The following is a 22420-nucleotide window of genomic DNA, read 5'->3' as shown; positions in this document are numbered from 1 at the left end:
AGCAACAGGTTTCGCAGCAACAGGTTCCGGCGTCACGCGATCTGCCGGAGCCCGATGGGCCGCCGCTCAGGCCGCCGGAGCCCGACCGGCCGCAGCTCAGCCTGCTGGGGCCGCAGCCGCCGCCGGGCCAGCGGCTGCGCCTCCTCCTCCCCCTGGCCGGAACCACGGTGGCCGCGGGCTTCCCCAGCCCGGCCGACGACTACGTGGAGAGCCGCATCGATCTCAACGAGGCGCTGATCCGCCACCCCAGCAGCACCTTCTTCCTGCGGGTGAGCGGCGACTCGATGCGCGGGGCCGGCATCCTCGACGGCGATCTGCTGGTGGTGGACCGGGCGGTCGAGCCGCGGGCGGGCCTGGTGGTGGTGGCCGTGATCGAGGGGGCCTTCACCCTCAAGCACCTGCGCCGCCACCGCGGCCGCTGGCGCCTGGAGGCCGCCCATCCCGACTACCCGCCGCTGGAGCTGGGCGACGGCGACGACAGCCGCATCTGGGGGGTGGCCATCCACGCCATCCACAGCCTCTGAACCGCAACTCCTGAACCACAGCTCCTGAGCCATGGCGCGCCTGGCCAGCGGTCGGGAAGCCACCGTGCTGATCGACGGCAACAACTTCTACGCCTCCTGCGAGGCGCTGCTGGATCCGGCCCTGATCGGCCGGCCCCTGGTGGTGCTCTCCAACAACGACGGCTGCATCGTCTCGCGCAGCGCCGAGGCCCGCGCCCTGGGCATCCCCATGGGCCAGCCGTATTTCCAGGTGCAGCGCCAGCTGGAGCGGCTGGGGGTGATCGTGCGCAGCTCCAACTACGCCCTCTACGCCGACATGAGCCAGCGGCTGATGAGCGTGCTGGAGGAGTGGGTGGAGGAGCTGGAGATCTACTCGATCGACGAGGCCTTCGGCCTGCTGCACCGCCCCGGCCCGGCAAGCGATGGCGGCGGCGATCTCACGGACTGGGGCCGGCGCCTGCGCCGCGACGTGCAGCGGCGGCTGGGCCTGCCGGTGGCGGTGGGCATCGCCGCCACCAAGGTGCAGGCGAAGCTGGCCAACCGGCTGGCCAAGGCCGCCGGCAGGGGAATGGGCCAGGGCGCGGGTGAGGGGGTGTTCGACCTGGGGGCCGTGGCCGATGCCGACCCCTGGCTGGAGGCGGTGGCGATCGAGGACGTGTGGGGCATCGGCCGCCGGCTGGCCCGCTGGTGCCGGCTGCGCGGCATCGCCAGCGCCCGGGCCCTGCGCGACATGCCCAGCGGCGAGCTGCGCCGCGGCTGCGGCGTGGTGGGGGTGCGGCTGCAGCAGGAACTGCGCGGGATCGCCTGCCTGCCGCTGGAGCGGCTGCCGGCGGCCAAGCGTGAAACCTGCGTGAGCCGCAGCTTCTCGCGGCCGATCGCCACCCTGGCCCACCTGCGCGAGGCGATCGCCACCTACACCTGCCGGGCGGCCGAGAAACTGCGGCGCCAGCACCAGCGGGCCGGCGCCCTCACCGTGTTCGTACGCAGCAGCCCGTTCAACGGCACCAGCTTCTACGCCAACGCCGCCACCGTGACCCTGCCGCTGGCCAGCCACGACAGCGCCGTGCTGCTGGCGGCGGCCCTGCCCCTGGCCGAGCGCCTGTTCAACCCCCACAAGCCCCTGCAGAAGGCCGGCGTGCTGCTGCAGCAGCTGCAACCGGACACCCTGCTGCAGCACCACCTGCTGGTGCCCCAGAGCGCGGAGCAGCAGCGCCGCCGCCAGGCCCTGATGGCGGTGGTGGACGGCCTCAACCGCCGCTACGGCAGCGGCACGGTGCAATGGGCCGCCTGCGGGCTGCAGCGGCCCTGGGCGATGCGGCGCGGCCGGCTGTCACGGGCCGCCACCACCCGCCTCGCCGACCTGCCCCTGGTGCACGCCGGCTGAAGCCAGGGCGGTTTCGATCATCGCCGCCGTCACCGGGATCGTCTCCAGCTCATCGGCGTTGTCGAGGAAGGCGTCGAAGGAGGCGTAGCGGCGGATGCAGGGCTCGGCGCGGGGCTGGGCGCAGGCCTCGGGCCAGCTCGGCGGTCGGGGATCCAGCAGCCCGTAGGACTGCAGGGCCTCCTCGAGATCGCCCCCGTCGCCGATGGCCTCACCGTGCCAGAGCACCTCGAAGAAGGCCATCGGGCGCACCAGCGGAGAACAGGATGACCCTAGGCAGAGCCCGTCACACCGCCAGAAGCGACGGGCTCGCCCGCAGGGGAATCGGCATCGCCGGGCGGCCCAGCCACCACCTCCGTCAGGCCGGCACGGCGGTGGCTGTCGAGCTGGTGGAGGTAGCGCCGCTCGCTGTAGTACAGCTCCTGGAAGCGCAGGGCATCGGCGTTGAGGTGGGCGAACAGGGCCTCGATGCGCTGCTCCATGTCACCGACCGGGACCAGCCCATCGGCGGGGGGAGTGCCGCTCCAGCCCTCGGGGGGCTCCTCCTCCAGCAGACGGGCGATGCAGCGCTCCAGGGTCTCCAGCCGCTGGCTGCTCCAGGCATCGAGCAGGTGGCGGCAGCGGCGCAGGCTGCGCTGCCGTTCCAGGGTGGCGGTGGCGCCGCGCAGCTGCAGCAGGGGCTGGGTGAGGGCCAGGCGCTGCAGCTCGCTGGGCTCCAGCAGGGGGGTGAGCCGGCTCAGCAGCTCGCTCTGCTCCACCACCAGCTGGTCGGCGAGGAGGCGGGCCAGATCCAGATCGGCCAGGTCGTGGCCGGGATCGGCGCCGCGGTTGATGGCCTCGAGGCGGCCTGCGCCCAGGTTGTCCTCCTCCAGGGCGGAGATGGCGGCCCAGAGCTGGCGGTGATGGCGAAGGGCGAAGTCATCGAGCTCCCGCTGGCGCAGCTCGGCGCGGATGGCGCCCCGCTGCGCCGGGCAGTGCAGGTAGAGACGCAGCAGCTCCGCCTCGGCCCGCTCCCGCAGGCCCGCCTCGCCAGGCTGCTCCCACTTCTGGGAGCGGCCGTGCCAGCGCTGGCCCTTCACCTGCTGGCGCAGGTCGTCCTCCAGCTGCAGGGCCAGCCGCGCCTGGCCGCCGGAGAGACGTTCGGCCACCTGCTGCAGGTAGTGGCTGCGCACGGCGCTCTGGGGCAGCTTGCCCAGCAGGGCCACCAGGGCCGTCACGGCCTGCTGGAACTGGTCGGCGCGGGCCAGATCCCGACCGGCCAGCACCTGCTCGATCTGCCAGTCGAGCCAGAGGGGGGCCTGATCCAGCAGGGCCCGGTAGTCGCCGGCACCGCGCTCATTGAGGAACTCGTCGGGGTCCTTGCCGGCGGGCAGGTGCAGCACCCGCAGCTCCAGCTGGCCCTGCAGCGCCAGATGTTCCACCTCGCCAATGGCGCGCTGGGCGGCGCGCACGCCGGCGCCGTCGCTGTCGAAGTTGAGGATCAGCCGCCGGCTCTCGCAGCAGCGGCAGAGCTGGGTGATCTGCTGGCTGCTCAGGGCCGTGCCCAGGGCCGCCACGGCGTTGGTGATGCCGGCGGCGTGCAGGGCGATCACATCGAAGTAGCCCTCCACCACCACGGCCCGGTCCTCACGGCGGATGGCGTCAAGCGCGCGGTCGAGCCCGAAGAGGTGCTGGCCCTTCTCGAACAGCTCCGTCTCCGGCGAGTTGAGGTACTTGGGCTCGGCGCCGTCGAGACTGCGGCCGCCGAAGCCCACCACCCGGCCCTGGCGGTCCTTGATCGGCACCATCACCCGGCCGCGGAAGCGGTCGTAGAACCCGTCGCCGCCCTTGCGCGGCACCACCAGGCCGGCGGCCTCGAGCAGGTCGGGCCCCAGGCCGTGGGCCTGACCCAGGTGCTGCAGCAGGCCATCCCAGCGGTCGGGGGCGAAGCCGAGCTCGAAGGCCTCGAGGGTGCCCTCACTGAGTCGGCGGCTGTCGCGCAGGTAGGCCAGGGCCGCCTGGCCCTCGGGGGCGCGCAGCTGGCTGCGGAACCAGCCGGCAGCCAGGGTGAGCACCCGGTGCAGCTGCTCGCGGCGGGAGAGCTGGCGCCGCAGCCGCTCCTGCTGGGGTCCGTCCAGCGTCTCCACCGGCAGCTGATACTTGCGCGCCAGCTCCAGCACCACGTCGCTGAAGCTCTGCCGCTGCAGTTCCATCAGGAACTTGATGGCATTGCCGCCGGCACCGCAGGAGAAGCAGTAATAGAACTGCTTGGCCGGCGACACCGTCATCGACGGCGAACGGTCGTCGTGGAAGGGGCACAGCCCCACGTATTCGCGACCCTTCTTCTTGAGGACCACATGCTCACCGACCACATCGACGATGTCGGCCCGCTCCTTGACGGCCTCGATCGTGCGGGGATGCAGGCGGGGCAGGCTCAAGGGGTGGAGGACGTCGGGTGGACAGGGGTGGCCGGCCGGCCGAGCCGGGATCCCGGGCCGGTTCAGGAGACGATTCTGGGGGAGGCGGACCGATCCTGCCCGGGCCAGGGGCCGCTGTGACGGCAGGGGTCCGGAGCTGGTCGCCGGGACCGGGGGCGGCCATGGTGATCAGTGCCCTGAGCTTCTCGCTGATGGGCATCTGCGTGAAGCAGGTGGGCGGACGCATCCCCGCTGCCGAGGTGGTGCTGGCCCGCTCCCTGGTGAACCTGACCCTGAGCTGGTGGCAGCTGCGTCGGGCCGGGATCCGTCCCTGGGGAGAGCGGCGCGCCCTGCTGGTGTGGCGTGGCGGCATCGGCAGCGTCGCCCTGTTCTGCGTGTACGTGGCCCTCAGCGAGCTGCCCCTGGCCTCGGCGACGGTGCTGCAGTACCTCTATCCCACCTGCACGGCGCTGCTGGCCTGGCTATTGCTGGGAGAGCCCATCGGCCGGCGGGTGCTGGCGGCCGTGGCGGTGGGCTGGCTGGGCGTGCTGCTGGTGACCCGGCCGGCAGTGCTGCCGGGCACGCTGGCACTGGCCGGCGGCGCTGCCCTGCCGGCGCCTGCGGTGCTGATCGCCATCGCCGGCGCCTTCTGCACGGCACTGGCCTATGTGAGCGTGCGCAGCCTGGCCGGCAGCGAGCACCCGCTGGTGATCGTGTTCTATTTCCCGTTGGTGGCGCTGCCCATGAGCCTGCCCCTGGTGCTGCTGAACCCGGTGCTGCCCACGGCGGTCGAGCTGCTCTGGCTGCTGGGGGTGGGCCTGTTCACCCAGCTGGGGCAGCTGACGCTCACCCGCGGGCTGATCGGCCTGCCGGCCGCCCGGGCCACGGCGATCAGCTACGTGCAGGTGGCTTTCGCAGGCCTGTGGGGCTGGCTGATCTTCGGTGAGGCGGTGGATGGCTGGACCATGGCCGGTGCGGCCCTGGTGCTGGGCGCCACGCTGATCAGCCTCGGCCGCAGCCGCGTCAGCCCGGCAACGGCAGCGGGTCGGTGATCCACTCCTGGGTGCTGCCGTCGGCACTGCCGACGGGACGGGCGAGCCGCCAGCTCTGGCCACGCTCGCCGCGCTGCAGGTAGAGCTCGAAGGGGCTGTCGACCCGGATCGGATCACCGGGCAGGCGCCAGTCGAACTGGCCGACCAGCCGCAGGCCCCTGGCCTCGCCGATGCGCAGCGCCTGTTGCTCGGACACCCGCACGCGGCTGACCTGGGGGACGGCATCAGGGTCGCTGGCCAGGTCGAGAGCCTGGGCGATGGCGCTCTGGGTGAGCTGGATCTGCAGGGCCAGGGCCCGGAGCAGCACCCCACGGGGGGGCTGGGGAGCGCCAGCGCAGCCCGCCAGGGGCAGGAGCAGCAGCAGCGCCAGCGCCGCACCCGCGAGGGAACGCAGCGCCGGCCGGGTCCAGCGCGTCAGGGTTGCCGGCAACCGGAACTGGGCAGGGGGCCGCGGGGCGGGCAGCATGGTGCGATCGACAGTGCACCCATGATCGGCTGGTTGCAGGGCGAACTCGCCGATCCCTGGCAACAGGACAAACGCTGCGGCCTGCTGCTGGTGTGTCAGGGGGTGGGCTACGAGGTGCAGGTGAGCCAGCGCCACTGGCGGCAGCTGCCGCCAGTGGGCACCCGCCTCAGCCTGCACATTCACCAGACGGTGCGGGAGGACGGCTGGACCCTCTACGGCTTCGGCGTCCGCCAGGAACGGGAGCTGTTCCGGGAGCTGGTGGCGGTGAGCGGCGTGGGACCGCAGATGGCCCTGGGGCTGTTGGGTTGCCTGGAGCCCGACGCCCTGGTGCAGGCGATCGTGCAGGCCGACCTGCGCCGGCTCTGCCAGGCGCCCGGGGTGGGGCGGCGCACGGCGGAACGGCTGGCCGTGGAACTGCGCGGCCGGCTGCAGCAGCGCTTCCTCGGCGGTCTGGATCCCGACCCCGACGATCTCGCGGCGTTGACGGACGCCCAGCCCGGCGACGACCACCGCGACGACGTGCAGCACACCCTGGAGGCACTGGGCTACGAGGTGCTCGAGGTTCACCGGGCCCTGCGGGCCGCGGCCCGCCAGCAGACGCTCGGGGAGGGGGCGGCGGACTGGAGCGCGGAGGACTGGATCCGCGAGTGCCTGCGCTGGCTGTCGCGCCAGGCGGCCTGACGACCACCGAACGGTAAGGTGGGTCATTGCCGCGCAATGGCCACGGGCCGCGCCCGCCGTTTCCATCTCCATGCCGCTCACCACCACCAAGAAGCAGGAACTGATCAACACCCACCAGACCCACGGCACCGATACCGGGTCGGTTGAGGTGCAGGTGGCGATGCTGAGCGAGCGCATCAGCCAGCTCACCACCCACCTGCAGCAGAACAAGCACGACTTCTCGTCGCGCCAGGGCCTGCTGAAGATGATCGGCCGTCGCAAGCGCCTGCTTGGCTATCTGCGGGGCATCAGCGGCGAGCGCTACAGCCAGCTGATCGCCAAGCTCGGCATCCGCGGCTGATCCCGGCTCAGGCGTCCGGGCAAGGCACATGGCCGGCAAAGGCATCCAGCCCACCGCAAGCAGCAGCCGGAAGAAGCCGAAGGGCGGAGGGAAGCCGCAGGCCGGCCGAGGTGGCAACCCATCCGCCACCGGCCTCCGCCAGCAGGTGATCCCTGAGGCCGTGGCCAACCGCATGGCCCGGCGCATCGCCGTGGCCACGGGCATCCCCACCCTGATGGGCATGGGCGTGTTCGTGGCCAGCTATCTGCTGGTGAGCCGCGGGTTGATGGACATCGCCCCGGGCGCCACGCTGGCGGCCTCCGGCGGCTGCTTCCTTCTCGGCCTGCTGGGCCTCAGCTACGGCGTGCTCTCGGCCAGCTGGGAACCCCAGGCCGGCAGTGTCCTGGGGGGCGAGCAGATCGGCGTGAACGTGGGCCGGCTGAAGGACTCCATCCGCGCCCTTCGTCAGCGCCGGGACAACTGAGGGCAGCGCCGCATAGTGCCAGGCCCGGCCGTGCCTTGTGGTTGCGGCGTGCTGGAGCTGGTGGCCTGGCTCAGGCGGCGCGGGTTGACGGTGCCACTGCCTCCAGCAGTGGAGCACTGATCCGCCCCCTGAACTCGGCCGCGCTGAGGGTCGAAAGGGCAGCCTGCGGGTCAGCCACGCAGAACTGGGGGCCGAGCCGCACGCAGCGGGTCTGATCGCCCTGGCGCACCAGGGCCACCACGGGCACGCGCAGTCCCGCTTCGTCCTGGGGCGGCCTGTGGCGCTGCAGGCACTCGCGCAGGCGGTGCTGAATGGTGATGTCGGCGGCCTGCTCCGCGGGCAGATCCACCATCAGCAGCTGCAGATCGTCCACCTGCCGGCAGTCGTCCACGATCAGCTGCACCCGATCGTCGCGCCGGTCCACCGAGGCCCACACCAACAGGCGCGCATCCACCATCAGGTGATCGGCCAACCGGGCGAAGGTGCGGGGAAACACCACCGCCTCGCAGCTGCCGGTGAGGTCCTCCAGCTGCAGCACCGCCATGCGGTCGCCCTTGCGGGTGGTCACCTGGCGCAGCTCCGGCACCATCACCACGGCACTCACCCTGGCCTTGTCTGCCAGCTCCTCCAGGTTGCCGAGGGCCACGGGTGAGAGCAGCCGCACCTTCGGCGCCAGCTGCTTGAGCGGGTGGTCGGAGAGGTAGAAGCCCACCAGTTCCTTCTCGAGGCGCAGCTTCTCGGTGGGGGGGTAATCGGCCACCGGCGCGGCCTTCGGCGCCGTGCTCAGGGAGCCGGCACCGGCCGCCCCTGGGCCGCCGGCGCCGACCTCGCCCGCAGCGCTGCTGCCGCCGTCACCGCCGAGCAGATCGAAGAGGTTGCCCTGGCCGCTGGCCCGGTCCCTGGCGCGGGAGCTGGCCCAGTCGAGGACCAAGTCGAGATCGGCCATCAGCTGGGCCCGGTTGGCCTTGGGCTCGAGGGCGTCGAGGGCACCGGAGTGGATCAGGGCCTCCAGGGCGCGGCGGTTGAGCTGCTGGCCGGGGATGCGGTCGCAGAGATCGGCCAGGGAGGCGAAGGGCCCATCGCTCTGGCGCACCTCGATCAGCTGGCGGATGGCCCCCTCACCCAGATTGCGCACGGCCGAGAGCCCGAACAGGATGCGATCACCCACGGGGGTGAAGTCGATGCCGGAGGCATTCACATCCGGCGGCATCACCTCGATGCCCATGGCATTGCAGTTGGCGATGTAGCGCTGCACCTTGGCCGAATCGCCGGCATTCACGGTGAGCAGCGCCGCCATGTAGGCCACCGGGTAGTGGGCCTTGAGGTAGGCGGTCTGATAGGTCACCGCGCCGTAGGCGGTGGAATGGCTCTTGTTGAAGCAGTACTCCGCGAACAGCACCATCTGTTCAAAGAGCCCCTCGGCGATCTTGGGATCCACGCCCCGCTCGGTGGCGCCCTTCACGAAGATGCTCTGGTGTTTCTCCATCTCGCTTTTCTTCTTCTTGCCCATCGCCCGCCGCAGCAGGTCGGCTTCCCCGAGCGAATAGCCGGCCAGATCCTGCGCAATGCGCATGATCTGCTCCTGATACACCATGATCCCGTAGGTCTCCTGCAGGATCGGCTCCAGCTTGGCGTGGGCGAAGTCGATCGCCTCGCGGCCGTGCTTGCGGTTGATGAACTTGGGGATCAGGCCCGCATCGAGGGGGCCCGGTCGATAGAGAGCCAGAATCGAGGAGATGTCTTCCAGGGAGGAGGGCTTGAGGTCGCGCACGATCTGGCGCATGCCGCTGGATTCCAGCTGGAAGATGCCCTCCAGATCACCGCGGGCCAGCAGGCCGTAGGTGCCCGGATCATCCAGGGGCAGGGCGTCGGGATCCACCGTTTCGCCGGTGCTCTCCTTCACCAGATCGATGGTCTTGTCGATCATGGTGAGATTTTTCAGGCCCAGGAAGTCCATCTTCAGCAGCCCCATCGACTCCACGTCTTCCATGAAGTACTGGGTGATCACCTGGCCGTCGTTGTTGCGCTGCAGCGGCACCACCTCATCGAGCGGGTCGGCGGCGATCACCACGCCCGCCGCATGCACCCCGAAGGTCTTGTTGGTGCCTTCGATGCGCATCGCCATGTCCACCCAGCGCTGCACCTGGGGATCCTTCTGATACTTCTCGCGGAATTCCGGCGCCGGCGACTCCTCGCCGATCATCTCCTTGAGCTTGGCGGGCTTGCCCCGCACCACCGGGATCAGCTTGGCCAGCCGGTCGGCGTCGCCGTAGGGAATGTCGAGCACGCGGGCCACATCCTTGAGCACCGCCTTGGAGGTCATGCGGTTGAAGGTGATGATCTGGGCCACCTTCTCCTCGCCGTAGCGGCGGGTCACGTAGTCGATCACCTCGCCGCGGCGCTCGATGCAGAAGTCGGTGTCGATGTCCGGCATCGACTTGCGCTCAGGGTTGAGGAAGCGCTCGAACAGCAACCCGTTCGTGACCGGATCGATGTTGGTGATCCCCAGGGCGTAGGCCACCAGCGAACCGGCGGCTGAACCGCGGCCCGGCCCCACCGGGATGCCGCTCTCGCGGGCGAAGCGGATGTAGTCCCACACCACCAGGAAGTAGGTAGGGAAGCCCATCTGCTCCATCACCTGCAGCTCGAAATCCAGCCGCTCGCCATAGGTGGCATCAAACACCGCTCCATCGGCCAGCCCCAGCCGAGCCCGCAGCCCCTGCTCGCTCACCTCGCGCAGATAACTCACCGGCGTGTGGCCCTCCGGGATCGGGAAGCGCGGCATCTGGTAGCGGCCGAGGATGTCGTAGTCCTCCACCTTCTCGGCCACCCGGGCGGTGTTGGCCACCGCCCGCTCGATCAGCTCCGCCGGCAGGTGATCGCCGAAGAGCTGCAGCATCTCCGCCTCGCTCTTGATGTATTCGGTGCCCGTGTAGCGCAGGCGCTTCTCGTCGCTGATCAGCTTGCCGGTGAGCACGCAGAGCAGGGCGTCGTGGGCCTCCACATCGCCCACGCTCAGGTAGTGGGCGTCGTTGGTGGCGATCAGCTCGATGCCCAGCTCGGCGCCGATTTCAGCAATGCCGGTGTTGACGATGCGGTCCTCGATGCCGCCGTGGTCCTGGATCTCCAGGTAGAAGTCGTCACCGAACACCCGCTGGTACCAGCGGGCCACCTCCCGGGCCGCGTCGGGGCGGCCGCGCAGGATCGCCTGGGGGATCTCGCCGCCCAGGCAGGCGGTGGCCACGATCAGCCCCTCGCTGTGCTGCTCGAGGGTGGCCTTGTCGATGCAGGCCCGGGCGAAGATGCCGCGCCCGCGCATGCCGCGCAGGTGGCTGATGCTGGTGAGCTTCACCAGGTTGCGGTAACCCACCGCGTTCTTGGCCAGCACCACCAGGTGGTAGCGGCGCTCCTTCTTGGGCGGGTTGGGGTCATCAAGCGAGCCGTTGATGACGTACATCTCGTTGCCGATGATCGGCTTGATGCCCGCCTTGCCGCAGAGCTTGAGCAGCTCGATGGCGCCATACATGACGCCGTGGTCGGTGAGGGCCAGGGCCGGCATGCCCAGCTCCACCGCGCGCTCGACCATCGCCGGCAGCTGGCTGGCCCCGTCCAGGAGGCTGTAGTCGCTGTGGTTGTGGAGGGGAACGAAAGCCAAGGGTGGTGGGGTCGGCCGTGGGGCCCAGCGCAGGGGCGACACACCAGATGTGGTGTGCCGGCTGCAGCGTAACCGCGCCCAGGGCGGCAGGAAAGCCTCAGGGCAGCAGGGAAGCCTCAGGCACCAGCCCGGCCTGGGGGCGGCGGTCCATCACCCGGGCCGCCTGTTCGTAGTGGTGCGCCACCTGCAGCAGGCGTGGCTCCTGGAGCACCGCACCGATCAGCTGCAGGCCGATCGGCAGGCCCTGGGCATCGAAGCCGCAGGGCACGTTGATGGCCGGCAGGCCGGCCATGTTCGCCGGAATGGTGAGCAGATCGGCCAGATACATGGCCAGCGGATCGTCGGCATGGGCCCCGAAGCGGAATGCCGTGGTGGGAGCCGTGGGGGTGAGCAGCACGTCCACCGTCTCGAAGGCGCGGTCGAAATCACGCCGGATCAGGGTGCGCACCTGCTGGGCCTTACGGTAGTAGGCGTCCACATAGCCGGCCGAGAGGGCGTAGGTGCCGATGAGGATGCGGCGCTGCACCTCGTCGCCGAAGCCCTCGGCGCGGCTGCGGGCGGTCATCTCCGCCAGGCTGGTGGCTCCCTCGGCCCGGTGGCCGTACTTGACGCCGTCGTAGCGGGCCAGGTTGGCCGATGCCTCCGACGGGGCGATCACGTAGTAGGTGGCGATGCCGTCGTTGAAGCGGGGACAGCTCACGTCCACCAGCTCACACCCCAGGGCCTGCAGCTGCTCGGCCGCCGCCATCACCGAGGCCTTCACCGCCGGGTCGAGGCCCTCCGCCTCGAAACACTCGCGCACGATGCCCACCCGCAGGCCCGCCACCGGTTGCTGCAGGGCGGCGGTGTAGTCGGGCACCGGCGCCTTCAGGCAGGTGGAATCGCGGGGATCGGCGCCGGCAATCACCTGCAGCAGCTCGGCCGCATCGGCCACCGAGGTGGTGAAGGGGCCCACCTGGTCGAGCGAGCTGGCGAAGGCCACCAGGCCCCAGCGGCTCACCCGGCCATAGGTGGGCTTGAGGCCCACCACGCCGCAGAAGCTGGCGGGCTGGCGGATCGAACCGCCGGTGTCGGAACCGAGCGAGCCCAGGCACTCACCGGCGGCCACCGAGGCGGCGCTGCCGCCGGAACTGCCGCCCGGCACCCGCTCCGGATCCCAGGGGTTGCGGCTGGGGCCGAAATAGGAGGTCTCGGTGGAGCTGCCCATGGCGAACTCGTCGAGATTGGTCTTGCCCAGCAGCACCGCGCCGGCCTGCCACAGCCGCTCGGTGACGGTGCTCTCGTAGGGGGGCACGAAGCTCTCCAGCATGCGGCTGGAGCAGGTGGTGCGGATCCCCTGGGTGCAGAGGTTGTCCTTGATCGAGAGGGGGATGCCGGCCAGGGGCGGCAGCGCTTCTCCAGCAGCGCGGGCGGCATCGATGCGGTCGGCATCGGCCCGGGCCCGCTCGGCGGTCACCTCCAGGAAGGCGTGCACCGTGCCATCCACGGCCTCGATGCGGGCCAGGTGCTGGTCGGTGAGCTCGCGGGCGGACACCTCCCCGCGCTGCAGCCGCCCGCGCCATTCGGCGATGCCCATCTGAACCGCTCACCTGCTGGGTGGGACGCTATCAGCCAGGGCCCACCGGGGCGGCAGGGGCGGTGATCGGGGGATCAGTCGGTCTCGGTGAGGGGCTCGCCGCGGCGGGTACGCAGGAGCGTGTGCTCGATGGCCCCGGGCTCCTCGCTGCGCAGGTCGTCGAGAAAGGAGCCCAGCTCCCGCTCCAGGGAGGAGCGGCGCACGTAGGGGCCGAACCAGTAGGTGACGTCGGGATCCCGGGTGCGCACCCGCGCCCACCAGGCCAGGCCCAGGGCATTGGCGCTGCTGCGCACGGGCCAGAGCAGGGGATTCATGCGGGGGGTTCGAGCACCGCCCCATTGTGCCCGTCGGTCCTGAGTTCGGTCAGCGGCAGGCTCAGGAGCCCAGGGAGCCCAGATCCACGTCGGCCATGAAGGTGGGCACCGGGGCCGGGGGGACGCTGCTCTGAGGCTCGCCAGCGGCCGGAACGGACGGAGGCCCCTCGGCTTCGGCAGCGATGACGGGTTCCGGCTCCCTGGCTGGGCCGCCGGCAGCTGCAGCCGCAGCAGGGGGAACCTCGGCCAGCGGCCAGACGCCGGCCTCCGCTCGGGAGCTCAACCCGGCATCCACAGGATGGACCGGCTCGGGCTGCGGCTGGGGTTGCGGCTGCAGGGGCTGCTCCGGCTCCGGCACGAGCTCCGTCGGGGGCTCCGGCTGGGGCCCGGCGGGGGCCGGGGAGGGGAGCTGGGGCCTCACCAGGCGGGGTGCGGGATCTCCCCCCCGCAGGCCACGCATCCATCCCCGGCGGGCCACTTCATACAGCAGCAGCGCCGAAGCCACGGAGGCGTTGAGGCTCGCGGTGGCACCGCGCAGGGGGATGCTCACCAGCTGGTCGCAGTGTCTGCGCGTGAGCATCGAGAGGCCATCGCCCTCCGATCCGGTCACGAGCACCATGGGGCCATCCAGATCGGCCTGCTCGAGGCTGACGCTGCCCTCGGCCGCCAGACCCACCACCCGGTAGCCCTCCTGCTTGAGACGCTCCAGGGCCCGGTTGAGATTCACCACCCGGGCCACGGGCAGATGTTCCAGGGCACCGGCGGCCACCTTGGCCACCGAGCCGGTGAGACCGGCGCTGCGGCGCTGGGGCAGCACCAGGCCATGGGCACCGAGGGCCTCGGCGCTGCGGGCGATGGCGCCCAGGTTCTGGGGATCGGTGATGCCGTCCAGCGCCATCAGCAGGGGTGGCTCACCGATGCCGGCGCAGCCCTCGATGAGGCTCTCGAGGTCGAGGGTGTCCGCCGCCGCGGTCTGCAGCACGATGCCCTGGTGCACGGCGCCGGCGGTGAGCTGGCCCAGCCGCGCCCAGGTGACCTCCTCCACCAGCACGCCGGCGGCCTTGGTCTCACGCAGCAGCTGCAGGAACCTGGGCGTGAAGCGCATCTCCGGTGTGCACCAGATGCGGTGGATGGGCCGGCCGCTCTCCAGCACAGCCAGAGCGGCATGGCGGCCCCACACGAGGTCATCCCTGAGGGTGTCGCTGTGCTGCTCGACACCGGACTGTGCGGCTGCCGGAACGGCGGCCGGCTCGATCCGGGGGGCGCTGCGTGGGCGGTCGGCCTGCCGGCGTGCCGGCTCGAAGCGGCGGCCCTCCGGACGTGTTGAGCCGAACCGCCGCGACGGCTGCCGCGTCCTGTCGTCGCGGCGTGGAGCGGACCAGCGGCGTTCGCTGCTCCGCTCCCCCTCCCCCTCGCTGCCACGGGTGGGCCGCCGCTCGCTCCAGTCCTTGCGGGGGCGGGGCTTGCGGGCGCCCTCGGGCTTGCCGCCCTGATCGCGACGCCGGTCGCGGTCGGAGGGACGGCGTTCGAATCGAGGGCTCATGGCAGACAGGTTTATGGATCGGTCTTCTGCAAGTGATCTAGCAGCTCATGCAGCCGCGGCTGATCGTGGAGGAACAGCCAGCCCAGCAGGGCCTCGAAACCGGTGGCCTGGCCGTAGGTGGCGGCATCGACGCTGCGCGAACCGCGACCGGCGCGGTTGCGGCCACGGCGCACCAGATCGCGCTCCTGGTCACGCAGCAGATCGTCGAGCTGAGACAGAGCCCTGGCCTGCGCCTCCGCCCGCACCGAAGCCACCACCTGACGGTGCAGGTCGCGCGGCCTGCCCGGCGTGCGGCAGTGGAGCAGCCGCTGGTGCAGCTCCCACACCGCATCCCCAAGCCAGGCGAGCTGGAGCGGACCCAGCTCAGGAGGCGATGTGGGCGAGGGCACTCTTGAGGTCGGGCTGGAGATGGAGGAACTCCTCCAGACGCACGAGCTTCACGGTCTGCACCACCCGCGGGTTGCCTGCCACCACGAACGGCTGGTCATCGGCCGTGCACTGCTTGGCCAGCTGAACCAGGGCGCCGAGGCCGGAGGAATCGATGAAATCGATGTGGCTCAGATCCACCACAAGGGGCTGGCCGGCGCTGCGATGGCTGGCGATGAACTCCCCGAACTGCTTGTCGGAATAGGCATCCAGCTGGCCGGTGAACCGGAACAGCTGGCAGTGCGCCTGCTGCTCGAATCCACCGCGCAGGGACACCGTGAGTCGCTGCAGGTCGTTGATGGCTGATGCCCTCGAAACTGGTCTGTGGGGCGAGTGTAGGGATGGGGGCCCTGGCTGCAGCACGGACGGGAAAATTGCCACAGGACATCACCATTGCCGCTGCCGGCCCGGCGGGGGCGTCAGCGCCGCGCGGCCATCAGGGCCACGAACCGGGCGAAGTGGTGGTCCGCGTCATGGGGGCCCGGGCTGGCCTCGGGGTGGTACTGCACCCCGAACACCGGCTGGTGCAGCAGCTCCAGGGCCGCCACGGTGTGGTCGTTGAGGTTGTGGTGGGTGATCCGCACCCGCTCGGCGGGCAGCGAGTCGGCCTCGATCGCGAAGCCGTGGTTCTGGCTGGTGATCTCCACCTGGCCGGGGCTGCCGCAGGGGTGGTTGAGGCCGCGATGGCCGTAGGCCAGCTTGAAGCTGCGCCCCCCGAGGGCCAGGCCGAGGATCTGGTGGCCCATGCAGATGCCGAACAGGGGCAGGTCCGGCTGCTCCAGCAGCCCCTTCACCAGGGCGATGCCGCCGCTGACGGCGGCCGGATCGCCGGGGCCGTTGGAGAGGAACACGCCCTCCGGACGCTCGCGCAGCACCGCCTCGAGACTGGAATCGGCCGGCAGCACGGTCACGGAACAGCCGTGCGCCACCAGCCGCTCGAGGATGGCGCGCTTGATGCCGAAGTCGATCGCCACCACCCGGTAGGGCCGGGCCGGACGGTCCTGCAGACGGGTGTCGAAGGTGGCACCGCAGGGCTCGCTCCAGGTGTAGGGCTCGCGGGTGCTCACCTGGGCGGTGAGGTTGAGCCCCTCCATCGACGGTGCGGAGCGCACGGCGGCCAGCAGCGCCTGAGGGGTGGTGCCATCACTGCTGATGGCGCCGTTGATCGCGCCACCTTCGCGCAGGTGGCGCACCAGGGCCCGGGTGTCGACGCCGCGGATGCCCACCACGCCATGGCCCGCCAGCCACTGGTCCAGATCCCCCTCCGCGCGCCAGCTGCTGGCCACCGGGGCCAGTTCGCGGGCGATCACCCCGCGAACATGGGGATGGGGGGCTTCCTGATCGGCGGCGTTGACCCCGGTGTTGCCGAGTTCGGGGTAGGTGAAGGTCACCAGCTGACCCGAATAGCTGGGGTCGGTCATCACCTCCTGGTATCCGGTCATGCCGGTGTTGAACACCACCTCGCCCACCGCGGTGCCGATGGCGCCGAAGGCCTCCCCGCGCAGCAGCGTGCCGTCGGCCAGCACCAGCAGGGCGGCGGTGGCCGTGGGGCCGGGGGCGGCGGGGGGGCTGGCGGTGGAACTCACGGCAACGGGAGCGGGCTGGGCGGTGCTCCGATCATCCCCCAGCCCCCTGCGCCAGCGCCGCGCGCAGCTGCAGCACCTTCTGCCAGGGACTGCCCGCGGCCAGGGCAGCGGCGGCCTGGTCATGCCCTGCGGCGATGCTGTCGGCCGCCCCGGCAGCCCAGAGCACGAGTGCCGTGTTCAGGGCCACCACGTCGCGCTGCGCCGGCGTGCCGCCGCCCTGCAGCACCTCCTCGAGGATGGCCCGGTTGGTGCCCAGATCCCCCCCCGCCAGGGCGGTCACGGGAGCCGGGGCCAGCCCCAGCGCCGGCGCCTCCAGCTCCTGGCTGGTCACCGCCCCGTCCTGCACCAGCCGCAACTGGTTGGGCCCCTGCAGGGAGGCCTCGTCGAGGCCGCCGGCGCCGTGCACCACCACCGCCCTGCGCAGCCCCAGGCGCGCCAGGGCGCCGGCCATGGGATCGAGCAGGTCGGCACGGGCCACACCCAGCACCTGGGCATCGGGCTGCAGGGGATTCACCAGGGGGCCGAGGAGGTTGAACACCGTGCGCACGCCCAGGGCCTTGCGCAGCGGCGCCAGCCCCACCAGGGCCGGATGCCAGCCCGGGGCGAAGAGAAAGGTGACACCCACCTCGGGCAGGGCGGCCACCACCTGCTGGCGCGGGGCCTGCAGGTTGATGCCCATGGCCTCGAGAACATCGGCCGACCCCACCCGGCCGCTGGCGCTGCGGTTGCCGTGCTTGGCCACGTGGACGCCGCAGGCGGCCGCCACGAAGGCCACCGCGGTGGAGATGTTGAAGCTGTCGGCACCGTCCCCGCCGGTGCCGCAGGTATCCACCAGCCGCAGGGCCGGGCGGTCGCCCGGCAGGGGGCAGGCCTGGCGCAGCACCGAGGCCATGGCCGCCAGCTCATCGGCGCTCACACCTTTGGCCCCCAGCGCCGCCAGCAGGGCGCCGGTGAGCACCGGCGGAATCTCCTCCGCCAGCCAGGACTGCATCAGGCCACCGGCCTGGTCAGCGGTGAGCGACTCGCCGCGCAGCAGCTGCTCGAGCAGGGCGGGGACCGCGGAACGGGAGTCCATGGCGCAGCGATGGAGGCGGACGGCATTCCCATTGAAGGAGGAAGCCAGGAGCCGCCCATGAAAAAGCCCGGGTGCGGAGCACTCCGGGCCGGGTGATGGGGACTCTTTCACTATCCCCCGGAAGGGGACCGCTGGCCATGCGCCGGCCGACTTTGCCGGGTGTTCGACACAACAGCGGGGGAACGCTCAGCCCTCCTGGTCGGTGGTGTCGAAGCCGGAGCCCACGGCGTCGCTGCCGGACGGCGCCGGCCGGAAACCCGCCGCCCAGATCGCCCGGGTGCGTTGATGCAACGCCTCCCGGCTCAGTCCCCAGAGCCGCAGCACCTTGGCCAGATCATCCTGAAGGTCGCGGGCGCCGGGAAAGCCCTCGTAGCGCATCAGCAGCCGGGCGGCATCGACCAGATGCTCATCGGCGGGCTGCTCCGCGGCCAGCAGCCGGTCCACCACGACCCGGTCGAGGGCATGCAGGGGGTGGGTCTGCTCGGGGCCGTCCTCACGAACCGGACGGTGCGCCGGCATGGAGGTCGTGGCTGCGGCCGGGCTGGAATCAGGGGGGAGGGCCATGGCACGGCGACGGTGATCCCTAGGTTGGGCCCATCTTCGACCTGACGGCTTGAGCGCCCTGCGGGCTGATCGGATCCTGCGCTACCTGCGCCCCCACAGGCGCACGGTGCTGCTGGGCGCCGCCGCCCTGGTGGTGGTGAACCTGCTGGGGGTGGCCATCCCGCTGCTGGTGCGCCGGGTGATCGATGACCTGCGGGATGGCTTCGAGCTGCGCGACCTGCTGCTCCAGGCCCTGCTGCTGGCGCTGCTGGCCACTGTGATGGGAGGCTTCCGGCTGCTGTCGCGGCTGCTGGTGTTCGGCGTCGGCCGGCAGGTGGAAGCGGATCTCAAGCTGCGGATCTTCGACCATCTGCTGCGCCAGGAGCCGGGCTGGGTGCAGAGCACCGGCAGCGGCGAGGTGATCAGCCGCGCCACCAGCGACGTGGAGAACGTGCGCCGGCTGCTGGGCTTCGCCATCCTCAGCCTCACCAACACGGCTCTGGCCTATGCCCTAACCCTGCCGGCGATGCTCAGCATCGACCCCTGGCTGAGCCTGGCGGCGGTGGGGCTCTACCCGCTGATGCTGCTCACCGTGCGCCTGTTCGGCGGCCGGATGATGGGCCAGCAGCGCCGCCAGCAGGAAGCGCTGGCTGGGCTGAGCGATCTGATCCAGGAGGACCTCTCCGGCATCAGCGCCATCAAGATCTACGGGCAGCAGGACACCGAGCGGGCCGCGTTCGCCGGGCGCAACCGCCTCTACCGCGATGCGGCCCTGGGGCTGGCCCGTACCCGCAGCACCCTGTTTCCCCTGCTGGAGGGGATCTCCTCGATCAGCCTGCTGCTGCTGCTGGCCCTGGGCAGCGGCCAGCTGGAGACGGGCCGCCTGAGCATCGGCGATCTGGTGGCCCTGATCCTCTATGTGGAACGCCTGGTGTTCCCCACCGCCCTGCTCGGCTTCACCCTCAACACCTTCCAGACCGGCCAGGTGAGCCTCGACCGGGTGGAGCAGCTGCTGGAGCGTCAGCCGCTGATCCAGTCGCCGGTCGCCCCCGAGCCGCCGGCGCGCCATCCACGGGGGGCGATCGAGGCGCGCAGACTCACGGTTTCCTATCCCGGAGCACCGCGTGCCGCCCTGGAGGAGCTGAGCTTCCGCATCGAGCCCGGGGAACTGGTGGCGGTGGTGGGGCCGGTGGGCTGCGGCAAGACCACCCTGGCGCGGGCTCTGGGCAGGATGGTGGAGGTGTGCCCCGGCCAGCTGTGGCTGGATGGGGTGGACATCACCCGGCTGCGGCTGAAGGACCTGCGCCGCCAGGTGGCGCTGGTGCCCCAGGAGGGCTATCTGTTCACGGCCACCCTGGCCGACAACCTGCGCTACGGCGAACCCGGCGCCAGCCTGGAGCGGGTCCAGACGGTGGCGCAGCAGGCCCGTCTGGAGGGCGACATCAGGGGATTTCCGGACGGCTACCAGACCCTGGTGGGCGAGCGGGGCATCACCCTCAGCGGTGGCCAGCGTCAGCGCACGGCCCTCGGTCGGGCGATGCTCGTGGATGCGCCCCTGCTGGTGCTGGACGACGCCCTGGCCAGCGTGGACAACACCACCGCCGCCCAGATTCTGCGCACGATCCGCCGCCAGGGCGATCAGGGTCGCACCGTACTGATGATCAGCCATCAGCTCTCGGCGGCAGCCGCCTGCGACCGGGTGCTGGTGCTGGAGGAGGGGCGGCTGGTGCAGCAGGGAACCCACGCCGAGCTGGTGGCGCGGCCCGGCACCTACCGGCGGCTGTGGGCCCGCGAACAGGCCGGCGAACAGCTGCAGGCCGCGGGCTGAACAGGGCGCGGCGGCCCCGGGATCTTGCCCCCGGACATTGCCCAACTCTTGTTGCGGAAGCGGGCCGGACGGCGTCGCCGGGGCTTACGTGGTGGTAACGCAGCCAGCCCATGACCTCGTCCGGTACCGCTCCGATCCCGTCCGCCCTCGGGTCCCAGGGCTACAACCTGCGCTGCACGCTCACCTTCGGGGACATCTACGCCCAGATCCTGATCTGGATGGTGGTGATCTTCGTGAGCCTGGCGGCCGGGCTGGCGCTGATGGGAGCCAGCAGGCCCCTGTTCGCGCTGGTGGGAGTGGGACTGATCCTGGTGCTGTCGCTGCCGTTCCTGCTGTTCGCCTTCACCACCACCCTGCTGAACCACATCGCCCTCGAGCCGCGGCCCCAGGCCCCCTCGTCCTGACTAGGCTCCGCTCAGATGCGGCGGAGCTGTGTTCGGCAGACAGGCGGGCGGTGAACCCACGGCAAGAACCGGTGCTGAGGACGCCACCCACGTGGTGCTCGGCACGCCGATCGCTCTGACCCCGGCGGAGGGGCAGGCCGAGGCGCTGTTCGGCTGCGGCTGTTTCTGGGGCGCGGAGAAGGGCTTCTGGCGCCTGCCGGGCGTGCTCACCACCGCCGTGGGCTATGCCGGAGGTCAGGTGGACCACCCCAGCTACCAGCAGGTGTGTTCGGGTCGCACCGGCCACGCCGAGGTGGTGCGGGTGGTGTGGGATCAGGGGCTGATCGACTTCAGCGACCTGCTCAAGCTGTTCTGGGAGTGCCACGACCCCACCCAGGGCGACCGCCAGGGCAATGACCGCGGCTCCCAGTACCGCTCCGCCATCTACGTGGACGATCCGGCCCTGCTGGCCCAGGCCGAGGCCAGCCGCGCGGCCTACCAGGCGCTGCTGGATGCCGCCGGCCGCGGCACGATCACCACCGAGATCCGCAGCGGCCAGCGTTTCTGGTTCGCCGAGCCCTACCACCAGCAATACCTGGCCAAGCCGGGCAGCCGCCCGTACTGCTCGGCGCAGCCCACCGGCCTGCTGCTGGGCGCTTTCCCCGGCGCCCACTACCGCCTGGATGGACGGGTCTGGGACTGCTACGACTGGACCATTCCCCACTGTGTGCTGCGTGGCGACAACACGCCGATCCGGCTGACCGCAGCTTCCCCGGCCTAGCCGCATCGCCATACCTCCAGCCATGGCCGTTCCGGTTCCCCATCTGCTGCTCACGGCCGCTGCCCTGCTGGCCCAGGTCTCACCCTGGTGGGAGCAGTACGACACCAGCGAGCGCTTTCTGTGTCCACGGCTGGGGGCCGTCCAGCTGGAACGCAACAACGCCCAGGCCTCGCTGATCCGCGGCGGCTCCCGCACCACCGCCTTCCGGGACGACTCGCCCCTGCCCGGGATCCGCTACGTGAATCAGCGCATGACCCTGATCGTGCAGGGTGATCTGCTCACCATCGAACAGTTGCCCAGCCGCATTCAGTGCACGCGCACCGAGCGGGCCTGAGCGTCGTCACCCCCATTCCCCTTCACCGCCGCCAGCGTCGATGAATCCTCTGCCAGACCGGGTGGTGCTGATCGGAGTGCTCGCCACCATCGGCCTCTGTTTCGCCCTGGTGTTCTGGAGCGTGCGACTGAACCCCAGGCTCGAGACGCCGCTGCAGTGGCGGGATGGGCCGTCGGCCCGGCTGGCTGTTGCAGCTCCGGCCCGGGGTTCCGCCCGCCCGGCGACGGGATGAAGGGAGCAGACCCCGGATCCGGGGAACCGCGTCCGTCCTCGCCGTTGCCGCAGGCTCTCGTGGAGCTCTACGGGCTGCTGGCGGTGCTGGTGGTGCTGATGCCCGAGTGGATTGCCGACGGGGCCCTGTGGGGATGGCGGATGCAGCGCCGGGGGGTGGATCTCGCCCTGGTCCGGACCGACTGGCACGAGCTGCCGGAACTGCGGCTGGCGGCGATGGGACTGGCGGAACTGCGGCTGCTGGCCCACGACCTGCGCCTGCCGGGCTACGCCTGCGAGAGCAGGGAGCGTCTCAACCGGCGCTTGCTGCGGCGGCTGCAGCGCCGCGGGGCGGGCCGCAAAGCACTGTGATAGCTTGCCTTTGCCGGATTGATCCGGGGCGTAGCGCAGCTTGGTAGCGCACCACTTTGGGGTAGTGGGGGTCGTGGGTTCAAATCCCGCCGCTCCGATTCCGCTCTTCTTCACTCCAAGCTCTGCGGCAGTCCGGAAGGGCTGCTTTTTTGTGCCCTGCCATGGTGCAGCGCCATCCGCTCCCAGGACCGGCCTCAGGGGTTCAGGCGGGTGAGCACCCCGAAGCGCTCCAGCCAGGGGTTCACCCGCCGCCGCAGGCCGGGCGGCACCTCCTCCAGCAGGGAGCCCAGCTCCTGCGCAGCCAGGCGGTGCATCGCCAGGGCCTCCACATGCCAGAGGGCCTCAGCCTCGCGGATCAGACGGGCCCAGGACCGTGCCGCCTGCCAGCGCTGCAGGGAACAGCGGGGCTGGCTGAGACCCGGGCGCTGGATCGTGACCCCACGGACGGCCATGGCACCCCCGCTTGCTTCTCTCCAAACTGCAGCCTGGCTGTGAAAGTGGCTGTAACCCAC

General features: G+C 71.1%; 25 protein-coding genes and 1 tRNA gene. 13 read left to right on the top strand and 13 right to left on the bottom strand.

Annotated features, from left to right (window positions below):
* Positions 1–101 precede the first annotated feature (101 nt).
* Both KBY90_RS03170 and KBY90_RS03165 read left to right on the top strand, forming a co-directional pair.
* Positions 102–524, top strand: coding sequence for a LexA family transcriptional regulator (locus KBY90_RS03170; RefSeq protein WP_254967169.1), 423 nt, complete (start codon positions 102–104; stop codon positions 522–524).
* A 31-nt stretch (positions 525–555) separates the two neighbouring features.
* On the top strand, positions 556–1887 hold the full coding sequence (locus tag KBY90_RS03165) for a Y-family DNA polymerase (protein ID WP_254967015.1): 1332 nt from the start codon (positions 556–558) through the stop codon (positions 1885–1887).
* Here KBY90_RS03165 and KBY90_RS03160 read toward each other — a convergent pair.
* Positions 1834–2127, bottom strand: a complete 294-nt coding sequence (locus KBY90_RS03160; RefSeq protein ID WP_254967014.1) for a hypothetical protein — start codon at positions 2125–2127, stop codon at positions 1834–1836. The genes KBY90_RS03165 and KBY90_RS03160 overlap by 54 nt on opposite strands.
* A 29-nt stretch (positions 2128–2156) precedes the next feature.
* Positions 2157–4301, bottom strand: a complete 2145-nt coding sequence (gene dnaG, locus KBY90_RS03155) for a DNA primase (RefSeq protein WP_254967013.1) — start codon at positions 4299–4301, stop codon at positions 2157–2159.
* 161 nt (positions 4302–4462) lie between these two features.
* Here dnaG and KBY90_RS03150 point away from each other — a divergent pair, with 161 nt between their 5' ends.
* Positions 4463–5332 carry a DMT family transporter gene (locus KBY90_RS03150; RefSeq protein WP_254967012.1) on the top strand — a complete coding sequence of 290 codons (870 nt, stop codon included), beginning with the start codon at positions 4463–4465 and terminating at the stop codon, positions 5330–5332.
* Here the strand turns inward: KBY90_RS03150 and KBY90_RS03145 are convergent.
* A complete protein-coding gene (locus KBY90_RS03145; RefSeq protein WP_254967011.1) occupies positions 5304–5798 on the bottom strand; it encodes a hypothetical protein in 495 nt (164 codons plus the stop codon). The two genes, KBY90_RS03150 and KBY90_RS03145, sit on opposite strands and share 29 nt — an antisense overlap.
* A 21-nt stretch (positions 5799–5819) precedes the next feature.
* Here KBY90_RS03145 and ruvA point away from each other — a divergent pair, with 21 nt between their 5' ends.
* The 3 genes from ruvA to KBY90_RS03130 all read left to right on the top strand — a co-directional run bounded on the left by ruvA (position 5820) and on the right by KBY90_RS03130 (position 7282).
* Complete coding sequence (gene ruvA / locus KBY90_RS03140) at positions 5820–6479, top strand: Holliday junction branch migration protein RuvA (RefSeq protein WP_254967010.1); 660 nt, start codon at positions 5820–5822, stop codon at positions 6477–6479.
* Between the two features lie 70 nt (positions 6480–6549).
* Positions 6550–6819, top strand: a complete 270-nt coding sequence (gene rpsO / locus KBY90_RS03135) for a 30S ribosomal protein S15 (protein ID WP_254967009.1) — start codon at positions 6550–6552, stop codon at positions 6817–6819.
* A 28-nt stretch (positions 6820–6847) separates the two neighbouring features.
* Entirely contained in the window at positions 6848–7282 is a 435-nt protein-coding gene (locus tag KBY90_RS03130) for a PAM68 family protein (RefSeq protein WP_254967008.1), read from the top strand.
* A 70-nt stretch (positions 7283–7352) separates the two neighbouring features.
* Here KBY90_RS03130 and KBY90_RS03125 read toward each other — a convergent pair whose 3' ends face one another.
* The 9 genes from KBY90_RS03125 to KBY90_RS03085 all read right to left on the bottom strand — a co-directional run bounded on the left by KBY90_RS03125 (position 7353) and on the right by KBY90_RS03085 (position 18021).
* Positions 7353–10937, bottom strand: a complete 3585-nt coding sequence (locus KBY90_RS03125) for a DNA polymerase III subunit alpha (protein ID WP_254967007.1) — start codon at positions 10935–10937, stop codon at positions 7353–7355.
* Between the two features lie 97 nt (positions 10938–11034).
* Entirely contained in the window at positions 11035–12513 is a 1479-nt protein-coding gene (gene gatA, locus KBY90_RS03120) for an Asp-tRNA(Asn)/Glu-tRNA(Gln) amidotransferase subunit GatA (RefSeq protein ID WP_254967006.1), read from the bottom strand.
* 74 nt (positions 12514–12587) lie between these two features.
* The gene (locus KBY90_RS03115) at positions 12588–12827 is read right to left on the bottom strand and encodes a DUF1816 domain-containing protein (protein ID WP_254967005.1); all 240 of its coding nucleotides are present in this window, start codon (positions 12825–12827) and stop codon (positions 12588–12590) included.
* A gap of 61 nt (positions 12828–12888) precedes the next feature.
* Positions 12889–14370, bottom strand: a complete 1482-nt coding sequence (gene rlmB, locus KBY90_RS03110) for a 23S rRNA (guanosine(2251)-2'-O)-methyltransferase RlmB (RefSeq protein ID WP_254967004.1) — start codon at positions 14368–14370, stop codon at positions 12889–12891.
* A gap of 11 nt (positions 14371–14381) precedes the next feature.
* Positions 14382–14759: a ribonuclease III domain-containing protein gene (locus KBY90_RS03105; protein ID WP_254967003.1), complete on the bottom strand. Its 378-nt coding sequence runs from the start codon at positions 14757–14759 to the stop codon at positions 14382–14384.
* Positions 14734–15072 carry an STAS domain-containing protein gene (locus KBY90_RS03100; RefSeq protein WP_254967002.1) on the bottom strand — a complete coding sequence of 113 codons (339 nt, stop codon included), beginning with the start codon at positions 15070–15072 and terminating at the stop codon, positions 14734–14736. Before KBY90_RS03100 ends, KBY90_RS03105 begins: the two co-directional genes overlap by 26 nt.
* Positions 15073–15215: 143 nt before the next feature.
* Positions 15216–16382, bottom strand: a complete 1167-nt coding sequence (carA, locus tag KBY90_RS03095; RefSeq protein ID WP_254967001.1) for a glutamine-hydrolyzing carbamoyl-phosphate synthase small subunit — start codon at positions 16380–16382, stop codon at positions 15216–15218.
* Between the two features lie 31 nt (positions 16383–16413).
* On the bottom strand, positions 16414–17457 hold the full coding sequence (gene trpD, locus KBY90_RS03090) for an anthranilate phosphoribosyltransferase (protein WP_254967000.1): 1044 nt from the start codon (positions 17455–17457) through the stop codon (positions 16414–16416).
* Between the two features lie 186 nt (positions 17458–17643).
* Positions 17644–18021: a DUF3288 family protein gene (locus KBY90_RS03085; protein WP_396122506.1), complete on the bottom strand. Its 378-nt coding sequence runs from the start codon at positions 18019–18021 to the stop codon at positions 17644–17646.
* A gap of 49 nt (positions 18022–18070) precedes the next feature.
* Between KBY90_RS03085 and KBY90_RS03080 the strand changes: the two genes are divergently transcribed.
* The 7 genes from KBY90_RS03080 (at position 18071) to KBY90_RS03050 (ending at position 22006) form a co-directional block, all read left to right on the top strand.
* Complete coding sequence (locus KBY90_RS03080) at positions 18071–19828, top strand: ABC transporter ATP-binding protein (RefSeq protein WP_254966999.1); 1758 nt, start codon at positions 18071–18073, stop codon at positions 19826–19828.
* A 110-nt stretch (positions 19829–19938) separates the two neighbouring features.
* The gene (locus KBY90_RS03075; RefSeq protein ID WP_254966998.1) at positions 19939–20232 is read left to right on the top strand and encodes a hypothetical protein; all 294 of its coding nucleotides are present in this window, start codon (positions 19939–19941) and stop codon (positions 20230–20232) included.
* 28 nt (positions 20233–20260) lie between these two features.
* Positions 20261–20992 (top strand): peptide-methionine (S)-S-oxide reductase MsrA, encoded by a 732-nt coding sequence (gene msrA, locus KBY90_RS03070; RefSeq protein WP_254966997.1) that lies wholly within the window; start codon positions 20261–20263, stop codon positions 20990–20992.
* A gap of 22 nt (positions 20993–21014) precedes the next feature.
* On the top strand, positions 21015–21326 hold the full coding sequence (locus KBY90_RS03065) for a hypothetical protein (RefSeq protein WP_254966996.1): 312 nt from the start codon (positions 21015–21017) through the stop codon (positions 21324–21326).
* Between the two features lie 40 nt (positions 21327–21366).
* Complete coding sequence (locus KBY90_RS03060) at positions 21367–21558, top strand: hypothetical protein (RefSeq protein ID WP_254966995.1); 192 nt, start codon at positions 21367–21369, stop codon at positions 21556–21558.
* Between the two features lie 44 nt (positions 21559–21602).
* A complete protein-coding gene (locus tag KBY90_RS03055; RefSeq protein WP_254966994.1) occupies positions 21603–21908 on the top strand; it encodes a hypothetical protein in 306 nt (101 codons plus the stop codon).
* A gap of 24 nt (positions 21909–21932) precedes the next feature.
* Positions 21933–22006: transfer RNA gene (locus tag KBY90_RS03050), tRNA-Pro, on the top strand.
* Between the two features lie 96 nt (positions 22007–22102).
* Here KBY90_RS03050 and KBY90_RS03045 read toward each other — a convergent pair.
* Entirely contained in the window at positions 22103–22360 is a 258-nt protein-coding gene (locus KBY90_RS03045; protein ID WP_254966993.1) for a hypothetical protein, read from the bottom strand.
* Positions 22361–22420 lie beyond the last annotated feature (60 nt).

Origin of the sequence: Cyanobium sp. CH-040 (assembly GCF_024346135.1) — a bacterium.
GTDB lineage: Bacteria > Cyanobacteriota > Cyanobacteriia > PCC-6307 > Cyanobiaceae > NIES-981.
The sequence above is the reverse complement of the archived record's forward strand: the minus strand, read 5'-3'. Positions and strand labels throughout refer to the sequence as shown.